This window comes from Vibrio sp. 10N.261.55.A7 (assembly GCF_002877365.1).
Taxonomy (GTDB): Bacteria; Pseudomonadota; Gammaproteobacteria; order Enterobacterales; family Vibrionaceae; genus Vibrio.
Genome location: NZ_MCWZ01000299.1, coordinates 31,522 through 51,566, shown reverse-complemented (window position 1 = coordinate 51,566; position 20,045 = coordinate 31,522). Strand labels below are relative to the sequence as shown.

General features: G+C 44.2%; 19 protein-coding genes and 5 tRNA genes. 18 read left to right on the top strand and 6 right to left on the bottom strand.

What is annotated here, in order from left to right; all coding sequences use genetic code 11:
• Positions 1–16 precede the first annotated feature (16 nt).
• From BCU12_RS16860 to luxS, 13 genes are all read left to right on the top strand, one after another.
• Positions 17–93: transfer RNA gene (locus BCU12_RS16860), tRNA-Arg, on the top strand.
• Between the two features lie 75 nt (positions 94–168).
• Positions 169–245, top strand: a tRNA-Arg gene (locus tag BCU12_RS16855).
• 54 nt (positions 246–299) lie between these two features.
• Positions 300–376, top strand: a tRNA-Arg gene (locus BCU12_RS16850).
• Between the two features lie 57 nt (positions 377–433).
• Positions 434–510: transfer RNA gene (locus BCU12_RS16845), tRNA-Arg, on the top strand.
• Positions 511–563: 53 nt separating this feature from the next.
• Positions 564–640 (top strand) — tRNA-Arg (locus BCU12_RS16840).
• Positions 641–1,006: 366 nt separating this feature from the next.
• The gene (locus tag BCU12_RS16835) at positions 1,007–1,264 is read left to right on the top strand and encodes an oxaloacetate decarboxylase subunit gamma (protein WP_102405418.1); all 258 of its coding nucleotides are present in this window, start codon (positions 1,007–1,009) and stop codon (positions 1,262–1,264) included.
• Positions 1,265–1,295: 31 nt separating this feature from the next.
• Positions 1,296–3,083, top strand: a complete 1,788-nt coding sequence (gene oadA / locus BCU12_RS16830) for a sodium-extruding oxaloacetate decarboxylase subunit alpha (protein WP_102405417.1) — start codon at positions 1,296–1,298, stop codon at positions 3,081–3,083.
• 9 nt (positions 3,084–3,092) lie between these two features.
• Positions 3,093–4,223, top strand: a complete 1,131-nt coding sequence (locus BCU12_RS16825) for a sodium ion-translocating decarboxylase subunit beta (protein WP_102405416.1) — start codon at positions 3,093–3,095, stop codon at positions 4,221–4,223.
• 161 nt (positions 4,224–4,384) lie between these two features.
• Positions 4,385–5,335, top strand: coding sequence for an NADP-dependent oxidoreductase (locus tag BCU12_RS16820; RefSeq protein ID WP_102405415.1), 951 nt, complete (start codon positions 4,385–4,387; stop codon positions 5,333–5,335).
• The gene (locus tag BCU12_RS16815) at positions 5,329–5,790 is read left to right on the top strand and encodes a YqaA family protein (protein ID WP_102405414.1); all 462 of its coding nucleotides are present in this window, start codon (positions 5,329–5,331) and stop codon (positions 5,788–5,790) included. The genes BCU12_RS16820 and BCU12_RS16815 overlap by 7 nt, the downstream gene beginning before the upstream one ends.
• Before the next feature lie 9 nt (positions 5,791–5,799).
• Positions 5,800–8,658, top strand: a complete 2,859-nt coding sequence (locus BCU12_RS16810; protein WP_102405413.1) for a pitrilysin family protein — start codon at positions 5,800–5,802, stop codon at positions 8,656–8,658.
• 117 nt (positions 8,659–8,775) lie between these two features.
• On the top strand, positions 8,776–10,341 hold the full coding sequence (gene gshA / locus BCU12_RS16805) for a glutamate--cysteine ligase (protein ID WP_102405475.1): 1,566 nt from the start codon (positions 8,776–8,778) through the stop codon (positions 10,339–10,341).
• Between the two features lie 99 nt (positions 10,342–10,440).
• Positions 10,441–10,959, top strand: a complete 519-nt coding sequence (luxS, locus tag BCU12_RS16800) for an S-ribosylhomocysteine lyase (protein ID WP_102405412.1) — start codon at positions 10,441–10,443, stop codon at positions 10,957–10,959.
• Positions 10,960–11,064: 105 nt separating this feature from the next.
• Here the strand turns inward: luxS and BCU12_RS16795 are convergent, their stop codons facing one another.
• Positions 11,065–12,345 carry a CNNM domain-containing protein gene (locus BCU12_RS16795; protein ID WP_102405411.1) on the bottom strand — a complete coding sequence of 427 codons (1,281 nt, stop codon included), beginning with the start codon at positions 12,343–12,345 and terminating at the stop codon, positions 11,065–11,067.
• A gap of 133 nt (positions 12,346–12,478) precedes the next feature.
• Complete coding sequence (locus tag BCU12_RS16790; RefSeq protein WP_102405410.1) at positions 12,479–13,273, bottom strand: inner membrane protein YpjD; 795 nt, start codon at positions 13,271–13,273, stop codon at positions 12,479–12,481.
• Positions 13,274–13,465: 192 nt separating this feature from the next.
• On the opposite strand from BCU12_RS16790, the gene ffh reads away from it, so the two are divergent.
• The 5 genes from ffh to rplS all read left to right on the top strand — a co-directional run bounded on the left by ffh (position 13,466) and on the right by rplS (position 17,130).
• A complete protein-coding gene (ffh, locus tag BCU12_RS16785; protein WP_102405409.1) occupies positions 13,466–14,869 on the top strand; it encodes a signal recognition particle protein in 1,404 nt (467 codons plus the stop codon).
• Between the two features lie 234 nt (positions 14,870–15,103).
• A complete protein-coding gene (rpsP, locus tag BCU12_RS16780; RefSeq protein WP_017036646.1) occupies positions 15,104–15,352 on the top strand; it encodes a 30S ribosomal protein S16 in 249 nt (82 codons plus the stop codon).
• A 44-nt stretch (positions 15,353–15,396) separates the two neighbouring features.
• On the top strand, positions 15,397–15,951 hold the full coding sequence (gene rimM, locus BCU12_RS16775) for a ribosome maturation factor RimM (protein ID WP_102405408.1): 555 nt from the start codon (positions 15,397–15,399) through the stop codon (positions 15,949–15,951).
• Positions 15,952–15,978: 27 nt separating this feature from the next.
• A complete protein-coding gene (trmD, locus tag BCU12_RS16770) occupies positions 15,979–16,728 on the top strand; it encodes a tRNA (guanosine(37)-N1)-methyltransferase TrmD (protein ID WP_102405407.1) in 750 nt (249 codons plus the stop codon).
• A gap of 48 nt (positions 16,729–16,776) precedes the next feature.
• On the top strand, positions 16,777–17,130 hold the full coding sequence (gene rplS / locus BCU12_RS16765) for a 50S ribosomal protein L19 (protein WP_102405406.1): 354 nt from the start codon (positions 16,777–16,779) through the stop codon (positions 17,128–17,130).
• A gap of 266 nt (positions 17,131–17,396) precedes the next feature.
• On the opposite strand, the gene yacG is transcribed toward rplS, so the two are convergent.
• The 4 genes from yacG to BCU12_RS16745 all read right to left on the bottom strand — a co-directional run bounded on the left by yacG (position 17,397) and on the right by BCU12_RS16745 (position 20,013).
• A complete protein-coding gene (gene yacG / locus BCU12_RS16760) occupies positions 17,397–17,594 on the bottom strand; it encodes a DNA gyrase inhibitor YacG (protein ID WP_102405405.1) in 198 nt (65 codons plus the stop codon).
• A 128-nt stretch (positions 17,595–17,722) separates the two neighbouring features.
• A complete protein-coding gene (gene zapD / locus BCU12_RS16755) occupies positions 17,723–18,463 on the bottom strand; it encodes a cell division protein ZapD (RefSeq protein WP_102405404.1) in 741 nt (246 codons plus the stop codon).
• Positions 18,464–18,495: 32 nt separating this feature from the next.
• A complete protein-coding gene (gene coaE, locus BCU12_RS16750; RefSeq protein ID WP_102405403.1) occupies positions 18,496–19,104 on the bottom strand; it encodes a dephospho-CoA kinase in 609 nt (202 codons plus the stop codon).
• A 39-nt stretch (positions 19,105–19,143) separates the two neighbouring features.
• Positions 19,144–20,013 carry an A24 family peptidase gene (locus BCU12_RS16745; protein ID WP_102405402.1) on the bottom strand — a complete coding sequence of 290 codons (870 nt, stop codon included), beginning with the start codon at positions 20,011–20,013 and terminating at the stop codon, positions 19,144–19,146.
• Positions 20,014–20,045 lie beyond the last annotated feature (32 nt).

The window sequence follows — 20,045 nt, the reverse complement described above, 5'->3', positions numbered from 1 at the left end:
TTGTTCACAAACTTGCGCGCTCTTAGCTCAGCTGGATAGAGTACCTGGCTACGAACCAGGCGGTCGGAGGTTCGAATCCTCCAGAGCGCGCCACTATAAAGGGTTTTAATAATCCTGATATTGATTTTATTTGTATAGCAACCAAAATAGATCGATATCGAAACCTGTGCGCTCTTAGCTCAGCTGGATAGAGTACCTGGCTACGAACCAGGCGGTCGGAGGTTCGAATCCTCCAGAGCGCGCCACTATTTAAGGGTTTCTATAACCCTGATATTAGCCTTGTTAATGTCAAAACTTGTGCGTCCTTAGCTCAGCTGGATAGAGTACCTGGCTACGAACCAGGCGGTCGGAGGTTCGAATCCTCCAGGACGCGCCACTTTTAAGGGTTGTTATAATCCTGATGATGAATTATAGATTTGTTATCGAAACCTGTGCGCTCTTAGCTCAGCTGGATAGAGTACCTGGCTACGAACCAGGCGGTCGGAGGTTCGAATCCTCCAGAGCGCGCCACTATAAAGGGTTGTTGACCCTGATATTGATACTTATTGATATCAAAACCCAGTGCGTCCTTAGCTCAGCTGGATAGAGTACCTGGCTACGAACCAGGCGGTCGGAGGTTCGAATCCTCCAGGACGCGCCACCTTAAAAAGCCCCGCTATTATAGCGGGGCTTTTTATTAACATCCCATTATCATTCTTGCAACACTAAAAAATCAACCTATTGTTTTAATTGATAAATATCAAATTTACTTGATAACATCTGTGTATCTGCATGTTTTTTGATTTAACCGTCTATATTGATTGGTCTTTTCTCCTGTAAAGTGGGATAAAAATAGAGTTATGTGATTTTGGTGATGAAAAAACCATCAATTTTGTGCATTATCATTAAGAGTTGGTTAAACAAAATTGACAATCTTTTACTAATCGAGATAATCCTAGATCACTGTCGATATAAATTACGGAATTGTTCGACATAAATTGTCAGGAAGACAAAGAAAGGAAGCAACATGACAAACATTGGAAGCCTGCTAGGAGACGCTGCAACCCTCATGATGACGGGTATGACAGTTGTCTTTATTTTCCTAACTATTCTTGTATACCTTGTAAGGTTAATGTCGAGACTTGTGCCAACTGAAGCACCTGAGTCCTTCGCTACACCCATTCAAAATAATAAAGTTCAATCAAATCCTTCTGCTATAAGTCCGAACGTTGTTGCCGCTATCTCTGCTGCAGTTCACCAACATCGCACTTCTACAGCTAAATAGATTTTTTAAGGATTAAAAGGAGTTAATGAGCATGTCTAAACCACTAGCTATTACGGATGTGGTCCTTCGTGACGCCCATCAGTCACTATTTGCTACGCGTATGCGTATTGAAGATATGCTGCCTATTGCGGCAGAGTTGGATAAAATCGGTTATTGGTCACTTGAAACTTGGGGTGGCGCAACCTTCGATTCTTGTATTCGTTTTCTAGGTGAAGATCCTTGGGAGCGCTTGCGTGAATTAAAGAAAGCGATGCCAAACACACCTATGCAGATGTTACTGCGAGGTCAAAACCTATTGGGTTACCGTCACTACGCGGATGATGTAGTAGAAAAGTTCATTGAACGAGCGCATACCAACGGTATGGACGTTTTCCGTATCTTTGATGCAATGAACGATGTACGCAATTTCCAAACTGCAGTGAAAGCGACGAAAGAAGTTGGCGCACATGCTCAAGGCACGCTGTCATACACAACAAGCCCTGTTCATAACTCAGATACTTGGGTTGATCTTGCCAAGCGCTTGGAAGATCTTGGCTGTCACTCTCTTTGTATTAAAGACATGTCAGGTCTGCTTAAGCCATATGAAGCTGAAGAGCTTATCTCACGAATCAAAGAGTCTTGTGACGTGCCATTAGCATTGCACTGTCATGCGACAACGGGCTTATCGACGGCAACAGCAGTGAAAGCCGTTGAAGCGGGTGTCGATATTCTCGATACCGCTATCTCTTCTATGAGCTGTACTTATGGCCATACGCCAACCGAAACAGTTGTTGCGATGTTAGAAGGTACAGAGCGCGATACGAATCTAAAGCTTGATCAAATTGAACCTATTGCTGCCTATTTCCGTGAAGTACGTAAGAAATACGCAAAATGGGAAGGGCAGCTTAAAGGTATTGATTCCCGTATCCTCATTGCTCAAGTTCCTGGCGGTATGTTGACCAATATGGAAGGCCAACTGAAAGAGCAAGGTGCAGCTGATCGTCTCGATGAAGTACTGGAAGAGATTCCTCGCGTTCGTAAAGAGCTTGGTTACATTCCTCTTGTCACCCCTACCTCACAAATTGTGGGCTCTCAGGCGGTTATTAACGTATTGACGGGTGAGCGTTATAAGAGCATTACAAAAGAGACTGCGGGTCTACTAAAAGGCGAGTATGGCGCTGCTCCTGCCGAAGTCGATCAAGAGCTTCAAGCGAAGGTTCTCGATGGCGCAGAGCCTGTAACATGTCGCCCAGCGGATCTGCTAGAAAACGAACTTGATTCATTAACCACTGAATTACTAGAAAAAGCGAAATCGGATGGTATCTCTTTAGCAGAAGACACAGTCGATGACGTGCTTACCTACGCATTGTTCCCACAAGTTGGCCTAAAATTCCTTAAGAATCGCCGTAACCCTGAAGCATTTGAACCAGCACCGACGTTAGAGTCTGCTGCTCAAGTCACATCTGCTCCTGTTAAAGCGGTTGGCGGTATTGAAAGCTACAGCGTGAAAGTCGACGGTCAAGTTTTTGATGTTGAAGTTGGCCCACAAGGTGAACTGACCTCAGTCGCACCCGCACAAGGTGCTGCGCCAGTACAGGCGGCTCCTGCTGCTGCACCTGCAGGTAATGCTGAAGCGGTACCTGCCCCACTTGCTGGTAATATATTCAAAGTAAACGTTCAGTCTGGCGCACAAGTTGCGGAAGGGGATGTATTACTTATTTTAGAAGCGATGAAGATGGAAACAGAAGTTCGTGCTGCTCGTGGCGGTATCGTTCAAGACCTACTTGTTAAAGAAGGCGACTCTGTGACTGTTGGCTCACCACTTCTAAGCTTAGCGTAAGGGATCACCATGGAAGGATTGATGATCTTATGGTCTGAGACAGGGATAGCGAACTTCGAATTCGGCCAACTGTGTATGATGTTGGTCGGCGCTATTTTGCTTTTCTTAGCCATTACTAAAGGGTTTGAACCTTTGCTGCTATTGCCTATTGGCTTTGGTGCAGTATTAGCGAATATCCCAAATGCGGGCTTTACCGATCCAGGTGGCTTGCTGTATTACGTCTATTACATTGGTATTGAGACTGGCATTTTCCCACTACTCATTTTTATGGGTGTGGGGGCAATGACAGATTTCGGTGCACTGATTGCTAACCCAAAAACGTTGTGGTTAGGGGCAGCGGCTCAGTTCGGTATCTTCGCAACATTATTCGGTGCGATTATGCTTAACTATATCCCTGGAATGGAATTCTCCATGCCAGATGCCGCTTCTATCGCAATCATTGGTGGAGCCGATGGTCCAACGGCTATTTTCTTAGCGAGCAAGTTGTCTCCTGACTTGCTTGGTGCTATTGCTGTTGCTGCTTACAGCTATATGGCTCTTGTACCAATTATTCAGCCGCCAATCATGAAGGCATTAACAACGCCTGAAGAGCGTACGATCAAGATGGCTCAGCTTAAACATGTCGGCAAAGCGGAGAAAGTTATCTTTCCTCTTGCGGTGTTATTGATGACGATTTTGTTCCTACCATCAGCCACACCACTTGTGGGTATGTTCTGTTTAGGTAACTTAATGCGTGAAGCGGGTGTGGTAGATCGCCTGTCGAAAACAGCCCAAAACGAACTGATTAACGTTGTGACTATTTTCCTTGGTTTAGGTGTGGGTTCTAAGCTTCAGGCTGATACATTCCTGAACTTTAAGACGCTAGGTATTTTGCTACTCGGTGCGGTTGCATTCAGTATAGGTACCGCGGCAGGCGTCTTAATGGCTAAGCTTTTGAATAAGTACTCAAAAGAAGACATTAACCCACTGATTGGTGCGGCTGGTGTTTCAGCAGTACCAATGGCAGCGCGTGTTGTAAACAAAGTCGGTCTTGAGGCTAACTCACAGAACTTCTTGCTAATGCACGCAATGGGGCCAAATGTTGCGGGTGTTTTAGGCTCGGCAGTAGCTGCTGGTATACTTTTAGCCTTGGTCGGATAATCAAGATCGCTAATTAGAGAATACCAACTCGGTTAATTCACGCGCAAATGGTCAGGTGATGGTCAAATTGCGAGCTAAAAGTTAACCTAGTCAGAAGAAATGTTATATATTCAAAGGGATGCTTCGGCATCCCTTTCTTATTTAACTAAGGATTAGCACAGATGGAAAACAAGCAAATCGCAATTACCCAGTTTGGTGAGGTCGATGTCCTTGCCACTCTCACTTCTCAAATTCCTCAACCTAAAAGTGGGGAGGTACTGGTAAAGGTAGCCTTTGCTGGTGTTAATCCTATTGATGTGAAAACGCGCGCGGGCCTTGGCTGGGCAGCCGCTCAAAACAAAGATAATTTGCCTTGGGTACCTGGATACGATATCGCCGGAAAAGTCGTTTCTGGTGGTGAGGGCACTTCTCGATTTGATAAGGGAGCGATTGTTGCTGGCTTTGTGGGTTTTCCTCTGCAAGGTGGTGGTTACAGTCAGTACATTTGTGTTCCTGAAGCAGAATTAAGCCAAGTTCCTGATGCTGTCACTTTAGAGGCGGCCGCTGTTTTACCATTGGCTGGCCAAACGGCTGCACAAGCGTTAAATAAAGCTGAAGTGAAAGAAGGCGAGCGAGTTCTTATTCTTGCGGGAGCAGGAGGTGTTGGACACCTCGCGGTACAGATAGCCATTGCTGCCAAAGCTGAAGTCTTTACCAGTTGCAGTGAGAGTAACCTTGATTATATGGCAACATTAGGTGCACATGCGATCAACTATGAATTTGCGCCTGTTTCTGAGCGCGTAGAAGAGGTGGATGTGTTGATCGATCTCATTGGCGGTGATGCTGCACTCGATGCATTGAAATGCTTAAAAGATGGGGCACGTGTTGTCACCGTTCCAACATTAAGTGCTGAACTGATCTGTGAAAAAGCCAAGCTATTGGGTTTTGAGGCCACGGGTATGTTAGTTGATCCTGATCCTGAGCAGCTTGATACGATGCTTTACATGGTCAGCGTCGGATTACTTAAAACAGAAATACAGAAAATTTTCCCGTATACGCAAGTACAAGATGCACATACTCAAATAGAAACTGGTCACACTAGAGGCAAGGTATTGCTTGATATGCAGTGCTAGAGACATTTACATCTGCATTTGAACAGTTTGCTCTTTGGTTTTCAGACTCTGCATTATGGGTTCTTTTCATCAGTGGCTTCCTCAGTGCCACATTATTGCCTGGTGGCTCTGAAGCGGGTCTCATTGCCACATTAAGCCTGAATCAATACACCACTTTCATTATTATCGTTGTTGCCACCGTAGGAAATACTCTGGGCGGCATGACGAACTATTGGCTCGGTTTGTGGCTCCCAAATCGAACTCAACAAGAAAAACATGGTCATAAAGCCATTAGCTGGCTTAATCGATATGGCTATTGGACGTTATTATTTAGTTGGTTACCTGTCATTGGTGACCCATTGTGCCTCGCAGCGGGCTGGCTGAGAATGCGATTTTTACCCTGTTTCATTCTTATTTTGGTTGGGAAAGCCCTTCGCTATAGTTTATTGGCTACAATCTATTTTGGATTTTTTTAAGGAAGCGTTATGAGAAATATCTGGTTAGGGGCATTTTCTCTCCTCACTATTTCAGCATGTTCCAGTTACACCATTCCGTCAGTTCCTTTTTTCTCTTCGCTGCCCGAGGGCGTTACTCTGATCGAAGAAGTGCCAGCAAATACTGACACTGTCATGATTCCATACTCTAAGTATCAATTAGACAATGGGCTCACTGTAATCCTTTCCCCTGACGATTCTGATCCTTTGGTGCACGTAGATGTGACTTATCACGTAGGCTCTGCACGTGAAGACATTGGTCGTTCAGGCTTTGCGCATTTCTTTGAGCATATGATGTTCCAAGGTTCAGAAAATGTGGGTGACCAAGAGCATTTTAAAATCATTACTGAAGCTGGTGGCACCCTCAACGGGACAACAAATCGAGATCGAACCAATTACTTTCAGACAGTGCCCTCAAACCAACTTGAAAAGGTCCTGTGGTTAGAGTCTGACCGAATGGGCTTTTTAATTGATGCAGTTTCTCAGCGTAAGTTTGAGATTCAAAGAGACACGGTCAAAAACGAACGAGCACAAAATTATGATAATCGCCCATATGGACTAATGTGGGAACGAATGGGGGAAGCCATTTACCCTGAAGGGCACCCTTATTCTTGGCAGCCAATTGGCTACGTTGAAGATCTTGATCGCGTTGATGTCAATGATCTGAAAGATTTCTTCTTACGCTGGTACGGGCCAAACAATGCCGTTCTCACGATTGGTGGGGACATTGATAAAGATGAAACGTTGGAATGGATAAACCAATACTTTGGTTCGATCCCAATGGGGCCTAACGTTGAAAAAGCGCAAAAGCAGCCAGCTAAGTTAACGGACGATCGTTACTTGACTCTGGAGGATCGTATTCAGCAGCCTATGGTAATTATCGGTTGGCCTACTGAGTATCGCGGACATCAAGACCAAACCTCATTAGACTCTTTTGCTAATGTACTGGGAGGCGGAGCGAATAGCTTGTTGTATCAACGCCTTGTAAAGACGCAGAAAGCCGTTGATGCAGGTGCATTTCAAGATTGTGCTGAACTCGCGTGTACGTTCTATGTTTATGCGATGGGGGCTTCTGGAGGGGACAGCGATCTAACACCACTGTATCAAGAACTCATGGATTCATTGGATGAATTTGCTAGTAATGGCGTCGAGCAAGAGCGTTTAGATCAAATCACAGGAATGGCGGAAGCCAATGCTGTTTTTGCTCTTGAAAGTGTGAGAGGAAAAGTCACTCAGTTAGCATCGAATCAAACCTTCTACGGACAGCCTGACCGAATTGACGAAAGGTTGAAACAGATTCACGAGGTGTCCCCTGAATCGATACTGTCCGTTTATCAAAAGTACATTCAGGAACAGCCAAAGGTCACGTTGAGCGTGATACCGAAAGGGCAAGCTAACCTAGCGGTGCGTGAGGCAAACTTTAGCCCCGAACCGAGAACATTGCCTGAATATCAAAAAATATCAGACAATCAGTTAGAGCAACGTAAAGCAGTCGATGATTTTGATCGTTCGATCATGCCGCCTGTCGCTGGTGGTGTGAAAGCTCAGATGCCTAAGTTATACGAGCTTTATTTTGATAACGGTGCCGAACTACTGGGTACAACCACCAGTGAAGTGCCAACAGTACAGATAGAGATCTACTTACCTGCAGGCGAAAGACATGTGCCACGAGGTAAAGAGGGGCTAGCAAACCTGACGGCCGCTCTCATGGAAGAAGGAACACAGCTGCGCACTTTAGAGCACTTAAAAGCGGAGTTGGATAAACTCGGAAGTAATATCAGCGTAAGTGCAGGTTCGTATACCACCTCGATCAGCATTTCCTCTCTAGAGAAAAACTTAACACCGACGCTTGCTATCGCTGAAGAGATCCTCTTTGAGCCTAACTTTGGTCAATCTGATTTTGAGCGAGTGAAGAAGCAAATGATTGAAGGAGCGGTTTATCGTCATCAGACGCCAAGCTGGCTAGCTTCTCAAGCCACGAGACAAGTGATATTTGGTCGTTCAATCTTTTCTCGTTCACAAGATGGAACTCAGGCCTCGTTATCTGAATTAACCTTAGATGATGTAAACGCGTTTTATAATGAGCACTACACGCCGCATGGTGCGAAAATTGTTGTGGTTGGTGACATAGAGAAAAAAGAGATTAAGAAAGAGCTGACGTTCTTTTCTAGTTGGCAAGGAGAGGCATCGCCATTACTTCGCCCTCAGGTGGTGAAGCCACTGATAGAGCAAAAGATATACGTAGTGGATAAACCTAAAGCCCCTCAAAGTGTCGTACGATTTGTTAGGAAAGGGCGTTCTTTTGATGCGACGGGCGAATCTTATCTCACTCAGTTGGCCAATTTTAATCTAGCCGGTAATTTTAATAGCCGAATCAACCAAAATTTACGTGAAGATAAGGGCTATACCTATGGGGCAAATGGTTATCTCGCCGCCAACCGAGAGGTTGGTATTATCGTATTCAATGCACAAGTCCGAGCCGATTCAACGGTCGCATCTATTGAAGAGTTGCAAAAAGAGCTCAGCTTGATTAGCGAGGAAGGGATGACGGACGCTGAGTTAGAATTCTTGCGCTTGGCCGTTGGGCAACAAGATGCATTGAAATATGAAACCCCATCGCAGAAGGCTGCACTGCTTAGCAATATCTTAACTTACAGCTTAGATGAAGACTATCTACAGCAAAGGAATCAGATAGTTGAAACGGTGAACAAGTCAATGCTCGATAAACTAGCGGCGAAGTGGTTCAGCCCCGATGATTATCAAATAATCGTCGTCGGAGATGCAGAAAGCTTAATTCCGGAATTAGAAAAGTTAGATATTCCGATAGAAGAGCTTGAAATCATCCGTTAGAGTACACATTTATAAAGGGCGGTAAATACCGCCCAAATTCTAACAACCTATTGAACGCAGTGGCTCGGCAATAATTGGTCGCTAATGCGTTTAGTAAGAACATAAGTGATCTTCATTTTGACTGATTTTGCTGCAAGGCTAGAACGAATAGCCAAACAATCGGATGTGTTTAAGCAATATGGACGTGGCGTGGAGCGAGAAACATTGCGCTACCACAATGATGGCCACCTTGCGACAACGCCTCACCCAGAGAGCTTAGGCTCCGCGTATTCAAATGAAAGAATCACCACTGATTTCTCTGAATCCTTACTCGAGTTTATTACTCCAGTATCGAATGACGTATCGACACTGTTGTATCAGTTAGAAGATGTGCATCATTTTACTCAAACCAAGTTAGGTGATGAGAAAATGTGGCCACTCTCAATGCCTTGCTATGTCAGTGCGGAAGATGACATTAACCTGGCATATTACGGAACCTCAAATTCCGGCAAAATGAAAACACTTTACCGCGAAGGGCTTAAACACCGCTATGGTAGCCTGATGCAAATTATCTCTGGGGTTCATTTCAACTTTTCTTTTCCAGAAACCTTTTGGGATGCTCTGTATGGCGAGCAATCTAAACAAGAACGAGAAACGACGAAATCCGAAGGCTATTTTGGTCTGATTAGAAACTACTACCGTTTTGGTTGGTTGATCCCTTATTTCTTTGGTGCTTCTCCTGCTTTGTGTGGCTCTTTCTTGAAGGGAAGAGAGACAAAGCTGCCTTTTGAGAACATTAATCAAACGCTCTACCTGCCTCACGCGACATCATTGAGGTTAAGTGATTTAGGCTATACCAATAGCGCACAGAGCGTATTAAAAATAGGCTTCAATAGCCTTGAGCAGTACTTAGATGGTCTAAATAAAGCCATTCGCACGCCATCAGAAGAGTTCGCGAATATTGGTGTTAAAGTTGACGGAGCGTATCGACAACTGAATAGCAATGTACTGCAGATTGAAAATGAACTTTATGCGCCAATTCGACCTAAGCGTGTCGCAAACTCTGATGAGAAGCCTTCTGAAGCTTTAGCACGAGCGGGAGTTGAGTATATAGAGGTTCGCTCATTGGATGTGAATCCATTTAGCTCTGTAGGCATTACCGAGGAGCAAGTACGCTTCCTTGATCTGTTCCTGACCTGGGCAGCATTGAGTGACTCAGAACCAATGGATAACTGTGAGCTCGAATGTTGGCGTGACAATTGGAATAAAGTGATCGTTGAAGGGCGTAAAACGGGCTTAGAGTTACAAATAGGCTGTCTTGGCGAGCGTTTATCTCTTCAAGACTGGGCGAAACGTGTCTTTGATGATCTTATCTTGATTGCTCAGGCTATGGATGAGTCTCAAGGTGGCCGTGCGTATCAAGACGTTTGCAATAAACTGCTTAAGTGGGTTGATGATCCTGAACTCACGATTTCAGGTCAATTATTGTCTTTAACAAAAGAGCATGGTGGCCTTGGCCAACTAGGTTGTGAGTTAGGCAAGCGCTATCGTGAACAATACCGACAGCACGAATATAAAGTATACTCTCAGCAAGAGATGGAGTCTGAAGTCGTGCGCTCTCGACAAGCCCAGAAGGCTCAAGAAGAGAGCGATACGGAAAACTTCGATCAATACTTAGAAAACTACTTCTCTTATTTGAAATAGTCGTTAGTATTTCGCCTGTGAATAGAATGGCCTAAACAGACATGTAGCATCAGTGAGCTTCACTGATGCACAGTGCAGTAATAAAAAGAGGATTAAGCAATGCCGTTATTAGATAGTTTCACCGTTGACCACACGCGCATGAATGCGCCAGCTGTCCGTGTTGCAAAAACAATGCAGACACCGAAAGGCGACACAATTACGGTGTTTGACCTGCGTTTTACAGCACCAAACAAAGACATTCTTTCTGAAGAAGGGATTCATACCCTTGAGCACCTTTACGCTGGCTTTATGCGTAATCACCTAAATGGTGATTCAGTCGAGATCATTGATATCTCCCCAATGGGATGTCGCACTGGCTTTTACATGAGCCTGATTGGCACTCCGAGTGAAGATTCGGTGGCTGCTGCGTGGCTTGCTGCGATGGAAGACGTATTAAAGGTTGCTGATCAAAACAAAATCCCTGAGCTAAATGAATACCAATGTGGTACTGCTGCTATGCATTCATTGACTCAAGCTCAAGACATCGCGAAGAACATTATTTCTGCTGGCATCTCAGTCAATAAAAATGATGAGTTAGCACTTCCTGATGCGATGCTTAAAGAGTTGAAAGTCGACTAGTAGGTTTGCTCTTTATTGAAGAGATAGAACTCGTTGATTAAAATAAAAAACCTTGAGATTAGTTCTCAAGGTTTTTTTGTATTCATTGCTCAGAGTAAGGTGACTTTAACTGGAAGTCGCTACTTTCGATTTTGGGAAGACACGCACTAGCTTAATGCGGTTTTCTTCTAATTCGACGATTTCCATCGGGTGCTCTGCTACTCGAATGCTGATGTGGCTTTCTGGAATGTCTTCCAAGTGCTCTAAGATCAAACCGTTCAATGTGCGTGGCCCATTCGTTGGCAATGCCCATTGAAGCCCTTTGTTGATGTCTCTGATGTTCGTGCTGCCCTCAATCATAAAGCTGCCGTCTGGTTGAGGCGTTATTTCATCGGACAAGCTTGGTGCAATCGACGTCGTAAATTCTCCAACGATCTCTTCCAAGATATCTTCCAGTGTCACCAGACCATTAATGTCACCATATTCATCAACAATCAGACCGATTCGTTGTTTGTTTCTTTGGAATTTAAGAAGCTGAACATTGAGTGGCGTGCTCTCTGGAATAAAGTACACCTCATCGGCGGCTCGCAATAATGTCTCTTTATTGAATTCGTTTTTTTCGAGCATCAAGCGATACGCCTCTCGAAGACGAAGCATGCCAACGACTTCATCAATCTGATCTCGATAAAGGACGATACGGCCGTGAGGCGAGTGGGTGAGCTGTCGAACGATCGATTTCCAGTCATCGTTGATATCGATACCGGTAATCTCGTTTCGAGGAATCATGATGTCATTCACTGTCACATGCTCAAGATCCAAAATGGAAACTAACATGTCTTGGTGTCGCTGAGGAATAAGGTTGCCGGCTTCATTAACCACGGTTCTTAGTTCATCAGAGCTGAGATGATCTTCACTATTGTGTTCCGCTTTAACGCCAAGCAGGCGAATAAACCCATTCGTGATGAAATTTACTAAAATAACCAGTGGCGAGAGCACCTTCATCAGAATAATCAGTAGGATGCTGCTCGCGTAGGAGACGCGTTCTGGATAAAGCGAAGCGATCGTTTTAGGTGTGACTTCGGCAAAAACAAGGATAACTAAGGTGAGAATACCGGTAGCCAGAGCAACTCCGAGGTCTCCGTAGAGTCTCATGCCAATGATAGTCGCAATGGCAGAGGCTAGGATATTGACCAAGTTGTTGCCGATAAGGATCAGCCCTATCAAACGATCAGGGCGGCTTAGTAGCTTTTCAACGCGTTTTGCACCCTTATGCCCTGTGCCAGCTAAGTGTTTTAACCGATAGCGGTTTAGAGACATCATTCCCGTTTCTGAGCCTGAGAAGTACCCTGAGATAACAATCAAACAGCCTAGTAACGTGAACAAAAAAACAGTGGAGATGTCGTCCAATCTAAATTTTCCCTTTTTATGTATAGATTAATTTATGACCGATAATAGTGAGGATGTCAATGAGGTCTCAAATATTGACAATCTATTAAAAGGTAACAAGAAGAGTTACTTACCCCTGAGTAAACAACCAGAGCTAAGTGAGAATGATCTCTTTTACAAACCGACTTCCGAAGTAAGCCAAGGTGAGCAGAGTCGCGCCCGCAACGGCAAACCAGGTGACCTTACGACCACGCCAACCTTTTTGGTAATGTCCCCAAAGTAAGGTTGTGTATATGATCCAAGCGATGGATGACAAAATTCCTTTGTGTGCTTTTCCTTGCGCGAACATGTCTTGAACAAAGATTGTGCCTGTTGCCAAAGTACCGGTGAGTAGCAGGGTTCCGATTAAGATGATCTTAAATAACTGACGCTCAACCATCATCAACGGTGGCAAGTTAGGATTGATCACCAGAGATTTTTTAACCTTTAACTTGTGATCTAGCCAGGCCAATTGTAAAGCGTAAAGCGCGCCTATCGACAGTGTTGAATATGAGAATAAGGCGAGGGAGATATGCAATAGAAGCTTAGGTTGATGCTCTAAGTGGGTGATGAAAGCACTCGATATAAAAGTTGCTCCTATCAAGTTTATGGCCGAGAAGCTATAAACGACGGGCAGTAAAAACCACAAGCGAGTTTTCATCATGGCAAGGCTCATTACCAGAGAAATGATGAAACTGATAAGAGAAGCGACATTGAGGATGCTGAGGTTTTGTCCGCTTCCATCTAGGATTAGGTCGCTCAATAACCAGCCATGAAAAGCCAACGCAAGGGCTGCGCTTACAAAGACTGTTTTTGATCTTATTCCCGTTTGCTGAACCAGCCCAGGAATAATAGTTGCGATTGCAAGTGTGTATAAAATTGCAGAAGCAACAGCGATTACGTTATCCATTCATGCCACAAATTATTTAGTCAATTGAGGGAATTATACCCTGCATCAAGCGCTTGGGCTATCGTATATCTTGATCGAATTGCAATAGATGAGAGATCAATTCTTAAGAAGGCTATGACAACGGGTATGACTCCATCCGTGGCTAATGTATACTCACCTTAATTTGTCGCCTGATAGCGAAGAGTAAAAGAGATGTTTGACAATTTAACCGATCGATTATCCAAAACGCTGAAAAACATCAGCGGTAAAGGTCGTTTGACCGAAGATAATATTAAAGAGACGCTGCGTGAAGTTCGCATGGCGTTACTAGAAGCGGACGTTGCACTCCCTGTCGTTCGTGATTTCGTAAAACGCGTGAAAGAAGGCGCAGTCGGTGTAGAGGTTTCTAAATCTCTTACTCCTGGCCAAGAATTCATCAAGATTGTTCAAGCAGAGCTTGAAGCGGTCATGGGTGAGTCCAATGAAGCGCTAGATTTAGCCGCTCAACCGCCAGCCGTTATTCTTATGGCGGGTTTGCAAGGAGCGGGTAAAACAACCAGTGTTGGTAAATTATCCAAGCTCCTAAGTGAGAAAGACAAGAAGAAAGTTCTGGTCGTTTCTGCCGACGTTTATCGTCCCGCTGCGATCAAGCAACTGGAAACGCTTGCTGCTGATGTGGGTGTGGATTTCTTCCCATCCTCAGCGGATCAAAAACCGATTGATATTGCCAATGCTGCAATCGATCACGCCAAGAAAAAATTCTACGACGTTCTTCTTGTTGATACGGCAGGTCGCTTAGCTATCGACGAAGATATGATGGCTGAGATCAAAGAGCTTCATACCGCTATAAACCCAGTAGAGACTCTGTTTGTTGTTGATGCAATGACAGGTCAGGATGCGGCGAATACGGCGAAAGCCTTTGGCGACATGCTGCCGTTAACGGGTGTCATTCTGACCAAGGTTGATGGTGATGCCCGTGGTGGTGCAGCTTTGTCTGTTCGCCATATTACCGGCAAGCCAATTAAGTTCTTGGGGGTGGGTGAAAAAACGGACGCGCTTGAACCCTTCCACCCAGATCGTGTTGCATCACGTATTCTCGGCATGGGTGATGTTCTTTCTCTTATTGAAGATCTTCAGCGTAACGTTGATACCGAAAAAGCGGACAAGCTGGCAAAGAAATTCAAAGAGAAGAAAGGCTTTGATTTAGAAGATTTCCGCGAACAGCTGGGCCAGATGCAAAACATGGGCGGCATGATGGGAATGATGGATAAGCTTCCAGGCATGAATAACGTCCCAGATAACGTCAAAGATAAAGTTGATGACAAGATGTTTAAGCAGATGGAAGCGATCATCAACTCAATGACTATGAAGGAACGTAAGCGTCCTGAACTCATTAAAGGTTCACGCAAAAAACGTATAGCAGCGGGTTCTGGTACTCAGGTACAAGATGTCAACCGTTTGCTGAAACAGTTCACTCAGATGCAGAAGATGATGAAGAAAATGCAGAAAGGTGGGATGAAAGGCATGATGCGCAACATGCAAGGCATGATGGGCGGCGGTGGAATGGGCGGCATGGGTGGTATGGGCGGCGGTGGCTTTAACCCGTTTGGTCGATAATTCGCCAGTTCATATTTCATTCATTACGCCTACGCTAACTTTATTATCAAGCTGTTAGCTAAATCACAAATTAATCTGACAATTTGTGGTGGCGAAAAAGTAGCTAAATACCTTGCAAAGCCTCGGAATAAGAGTAAAATTCCGAGGCTTTATTTTGGCACGAGACCCCAAACTGTCACTTTTGTGTACGGTTATTGGGGTTAATTTTATTTTTGAGAAAGCAAAGAGGACGACATGGTAACCATTCGTTTGGCACGTCACGGCGCAAAAAAACGCCCATTCTATCAAATCGTAGTAGCGGACAGCCGCAATGCAGCAACTGGCCGTTTCATCGAGAAAGTAGGTTTCTTTAACCCTACTGCTACTGGTCAAGAAGAAGGTCTACGTCTAGACCTAGATCGCGTTAACCACTGGGTTGGTCAAGGCGCATCTGTATCTGACCGCGTAGCTAAGCTAGTTAAAGACGCTAAGAAAGCGGCTTAATTTTTACTGTTAATTGCAGAATTAACGAGTGAAGATATTAGCTTATGTCGATGAAAGGAAAAGAAACAATGAGTGAGCAAAACGAAAAAATTGTTATGGGCAAGTTTGGTGCTACCTATGGCATTCGCGGCTGGCTTAAAGTTTTTTCCTACACAGACAATGCTGAAAGCATATTCGATTACAGTCCTTGGTTTATTAAACAAAAGGGCGAGTGGGTTGAGTACAAAGTAGAAAGCTGGAAGCGCCATAACAAAGCTATGGTGGCTAAACTGGCCGGTTTGGAAGTTCGCGAAGAAGCGCACTTACTGACTAATTTCGAAATTGCTATTAACCCTGCATCATTACCTGAATTGTCAGAAGATGAGTTCTACTGGCGTGAATTGTTTGGGATGCAAGTAGTGACCGATAAAGGTTACGACTTGGGTAAGGTTTCTGATGTATTAGAAACTGGCTCTAACGATGTTCTCGTAGTGAAAGCAAATCTAAAAGATGCTTTCGGGCAAAAGGAACGATTAATCCCGTTTCTTGAAGAGCAAGTGATCAAGAAAGTTGATCGTGAAGCTCAACGGATCGAAGTTGACTGGGATCCTGGATTCTAACTTTAAAATCATAGAGCGAGAGAACACATGTGGGTTGGCGTAATTAGCCTATTTCCTGAAATGTTCCGTTCAGTTACTGATTTTGGAGTAACAGGTCAAGCGGTAAAGAAAGGTCTTTTATCTATTGAGACATGGAATCCTCGCGATTTCACTCATGATAAACATCGCACTGTTGATGATAGACCTTACGGTGGTGGTCCTGGCATGCTTATGATGGTTCAGCCTTTGCGCGATGCTATTCATACAGCAAAGCAAGCCTCACCGGGAAAGACGAAGGTTATTTACCTTTCACCTCAAGGTCGAAAACTCGACCAGAAAGGGGTTGAAGAGCTGGCAACAAACGAGAACTTGCTTCTTATTTGTGGTCGCTATGAAGGGGTAGATGAGCGCATTATTCAATCCGAAGTTGACGAAGAATGGTCAATTGGTGATTTTGTAATGACGGGTGGCGAATTGCCAGCCATGACGCTGATTGATTCAGTCTCTCGGTTTGTTCCGGGTGTACTTGGAGATTTCGCATCAGCAGAAGAAGATTCTTTTGCAAATGGTTTGTTAGATTGTCCCCACTATACGCGCCCTGAGGTGCTAGATGACACATCCGTACCTTCGGTATTGATGTCTGGTAACCATAAGGACATTCGTCGCTGGCGATTACAACAATCGTTAGGCCGTACTTGGCTTAGAAGACCAGAGCTTCTGGAAAACCTAGCTCTGACTGACGAACAGGAACAATTACTGGCTGAATTTATTCGAGAATATCGCTCCGATAAAAAGTAAGCAGTAACCTATTTTATTTAGTATCAGTTTATTCTAGGAATTTTAAAAATGAGTAACATCATCAAGGCTCTTGAAGAAGAGCAACTAAAATCAGACCTACCTAAATTTGCACCAGGTGACACTGTTGTAGTTAAAGTTAAGGTAAAAGAAGGTGATCGTGAGCGTCTACAAGCTTTTGAAGGCGTTGTAATCGCTATCCGTAACCGTGGTCTACACTCTGCTTTCACTGTACGTAAGATTTCAAACGGTGAAGGTGTTGAGCGTGCATTCCAAACACATTCTCCAATGGTTGATAGCATCGAAGTTAAACGCCGTGGTGCAGTACGTCGTGCCAAGTTGTACTACCTACGTGAGCGTTCTGGTAAGTCAGCTCGTATCCGCGAGAAACTTACTAAGAAGTAATGCTATAACTAGCGTTCTCATAAGAAAAGCGGGGTCTATTGGACCCCGCTTTTTTATGTCTTGGATTTAAGCTGGTTAGTATTCCCTATTACTGCGTCATCGGTACTCATTTACTATCGTAAACTCCGTTCCTCTTTCTTGTTTTAGGAAATTCTTCCGTCGCTTAAATCTCAATCCATTTTACTTTTGCGCGTGAAGTAAAATGGATAATAAAAAAGGCTGAGACCAATGGCTTCAACCTTTAAATTAATTCGATGTTCGCTTTTTTAATATGGGTCTTCTGACCAACCGTCACTGTCTGACATGTCTGGTGCACCAGCAATGGTATTTTCTTCATCTGCCCATTCACCAAAATCTATCATTTGGCACTGTTTGCTGCAAAAAGGGCGGTGAGGGCTCTGCTCTCCCCATTCAACACCTTCATTGCATTGGGGACATTTAACAATCGTGATTTTTTTTGACATGGTAACTGTCTCGTATTGATAGTGCCGATATTGTCGGTTCTTGAAAGCAGGAATGCAAACAGATATTGGCTTTAAAGCTTTAGGTGTTTATGGACGGAATAATGAGTTAGAGCTATTAACCATAGTACCTAACTGCAGACAGCGAGTGAAAATTGTATGTCCTGAGTGCATGCTTGGCCTGATTTAAAATCAATGAACTTAATGGCGAATCGGTTCTTGTGCCCAGAAATCATTGGATACACTCCGTATTGCAGTGGTATCTCTAAGCGTAGAATATTGGCATCTTCAGCATCACTTTGGAAAAAACCATTGCTGGCTTGTTGAGGCTGAAAATAACCCGTCTCCCTCGCTAGCTTAAGCCAGAGTGTTAAGGCATCAGACAGGGGGGTTAGTGTTTCTAGCCATTGATTAGTATCGTGCTCTTTTTGCGTAGTGGGCAGATGTAACCAATGGTGTAAAGCAGGAAGGTCAAAACAGCACGAGCCACCCGGCAGGTTAAAGCGTTGTCGAATGGTACTAATGAATCGGTCTTCTTTAAGGGACTGACCAAAACGCTCGGCAGTCATTAGTTTACCATGAACAAGATCGACCTCTTTGAGGACATCCAGAAGCATTGCTTGATCAACGCCATCGACGTTTAACCAACTTTTATACGTTAGGCGCTGCTTCTCAATATCTTTCGCTAGCTCACTTTTAAGCTGTATTTGCTCAAAGATTTCTAACAGATCAAAAAGAGAGCGGAAGAACAGAAGGTGTTGAAGATCATCAGAAAACTGTGATGACACATCAAGTTGGCGGAGTAGCGCTTCTACTCGCAAATAGATGCGTGTTTTTTCGTTGAGAGGATGTTCAAACTTATGGGTGGTCATGGATATCGCCTTAGAATGTCTCTTTGTTATTCTCACCGATTTTTACTACTAATAGCCAGATACTTTTGATGTAATTCTGTGATATAAGGCAAAAGTTCTCTGTTTTTCGTATCATTTTTAATCACATCATCAGCAAACTTCAGTCTCTCTTCTCGTGTTGATTGTGATGCTAAAATTGATTTGACCTGCTCTTCGGGCACGCCATCTCGTTCCATTGTTCTTTGGATTTGTGTCTGTTCATTAACATCAACGACTAAAATTCGATCCGTCATAATTTGTAGGTTATTTTCAACCAACAACGGAACGACAAGCAATACATAGGGCGAGCAAGTCGACTCGATGGCCGCTTTCATTTCTTGTCTAATAAGGGGATGAAGCAACTCATCTAACCATTGCTTTTCTAACGGATTAGAAAATATTTTCTCTCGTAACTTAGCGCGGTTCAAAGCGCCACTCTCATCGACAATACTCTGTCCGAAATGCTCTATGATGGCGTTGAGTCCAGTCGTGTTAGGGAGTACTACTTCACGAGCGATGACATCGGCATCAACAATATCGATATTAAAGTGTTGATGAAAAAGATCGGCAACGGTTGTTTTCCCACTCGCTATTCCACCAGTAATGCCTACTACATATGTCATGGTTACGTTTCCTAAATAGTAAATCGACTAGCAGAACAATTAGATACCCATAGCGGTGCTTAGATACCAAGACATAATTTGTTCTCCCCAAATGAGACTGATCCAACCTGCAATAGCGAGATAAGGGCCAAAAGGAAAAGCCTTGTCTATGCCTTTTTTCTGCAGCCTTAATTGTATAATTCCAAATACCAGTCCTACGAGGGAAGAGAGCAAAATAATCAAGGGGAGAGATTGCCAGCCTAACCAAGCACCTAGAGCCGACAACAGCTTAAAGTCGCCAAACCCCATTCCTTCTTTACCGGTGACGAGTTTGAATCCCCAATAAACGAACCATAGGCAAAGGTAGCCAGCAATGGCACCAATCACGGCATCTTGAAGAGATACTGCGCTTATTTGAAGTAGAGCTAACGTAATCCCCGACCAGATTAGCGGTAAGGTTAATTGATCTGGCAAAAGCATGGTGTCTAGATCAATGAAAGTTGCAGCGATGAGGACAAAAGTGAAAAAGATTAAAGCGATGGAAAAGTAGCTAGGCCCCATGAAGTAAGCCACGGCGCCACTTAATGCTGCGGTGAGCAGTTCCACAAGAGGATAACGAGCAGAGATAGGGGTTGCGCATTGATGACACTTGCCCTTCAGCATTAACCAGCTAATGACCGGGATATTGTCGATAAGGCGCAATTGTGTATCACACCTTGGGCATGTTGAACGTGGAATGCTTAGAGAATACGTCCCCTCAGGTGGGGTTATCTTATATTCAGGAAATGCCTCAGCGCACTCTTGTCGCCATTCTCTTTCCATAATGATAGGTAAGCGGTGAATAACGACATTTAAAAAACTGCCTACGATGAGCCCAAGAATAACCGCAAAGGTGGTGAATAGCCAAGGGTGTAACTCAAACACTTCCATATATTTACTCGAGCAATTAGGGTAACGGCAGC

Excerpts from the sequence above, each read along its gene's own strand:
- BCU12_RS16835 (WP_102405418.1), top strand. The coding sequence starts at position 1,007 with ATGACAAACATTGGAAGCCTGCTAGGAGACGCTGCAACCCTCATGATG.
- oadA (WP_102405417.1), top strand. The coding sequence starts at position 1,296 with ATGTCTAAACCACTAGCTATTACGGATGTGGTCCTTCGTGACGCCCAT.
- BCU12_RS16825 (WP_102405416.1), top strand. The coding sequence starts at position 3,093 with ATGGAAGGATTGATGATCTTATGGTCTGAGACAGGGATAGCGAACTTC.
- BCU12_RS16820 (WP_102405415.1), top strand. The coding sequence starts at position 4,385 with ATGGAAAACAAGCAAATCGCAATTACCCAGTTTGGTGAGGTCGATGTC.
- BCU12_RS16810 (WP_102405413.1), top strand. The coding sequence starts at position 5,800 with ATGAGAAATATCTGGTTAGGGGCATTTTCTCTCCTCACTATTTCAGCA.
- luxS (WP_102405412.1), top strand. The coding sequence starts at position 10,441 with ATGCCGTTATTAGATAGTTTCACCGTTGACCACACGCGCATGAATGCG.
- BCU12_RS16790 (WP_102405410.1), bottom strand. The coding sequence starts at position 13,273 with ATGGATAACGTAATCGCTGTTGCTTCTGCAATTTTATACACACTTGCA.
- ffh (WP_102405409.1), top strand. The coding sequence starts at position 13,466 with ATGTTTGACAATTTAACCGATCGATTATCCAAAACGCTGAAAAACATC.
- rpsP (WP_017036646.1), top strand. The coding sequence starts at position 15,104 with ATGGTAACCATTCGTTTGGCACGTCACGGCGCAAAAAAACGCCCATTC.
- rimM (WP_102405408.1), top strand. The coding sequence starts at position 15,397 with ATGTCGATGAAAGGAAAAGAAACAATGAGTGAGCAAAACGAAAAAATT.
- trmD (WP_102405407.1), top strand. The coding sequence starts at position 15,979 with ATGTGGGTTGGCGTAATTAGCCTATTTCCTGAAATGTTCCGTTCAGTT.
- rplS (WP_102405406.1), top strand. The coding sequence starts at position 16,777 with ATGAGTAACATCATCAAGGCTCTTGAAGAAGAGCAACTAAAATCAGAC.
- yacG (WP_102405405.1), bottom strand. The coding sequence starts at position 17,594 with ATGTCAAAAAAAATCACGATTGTTAAATGTCCCCAATGCAATGAAGGT.
- zapD (WP_102405404.1), bottom strand. The coding sequence starts at position 18,463 with ATGACCACCCATAAGTTTGAACATCCTCTCAACGAAAAAACACGCATC.
- coaE (WP_102405403.1), bottom strand. The coding sequence starts at position 19,104 with ATGACATATGTAGTAGGCATTACTGGTGGAATAGCGAGTGGGAAAACA.
- BCU12_RS16745 (WP_102405402.1), bottom strand. The coding sequence starts at position 20,013 with ATGGAAGTGTTTGAGTTACACCCTTGGCTATTCACCACCTTTGCGGTT.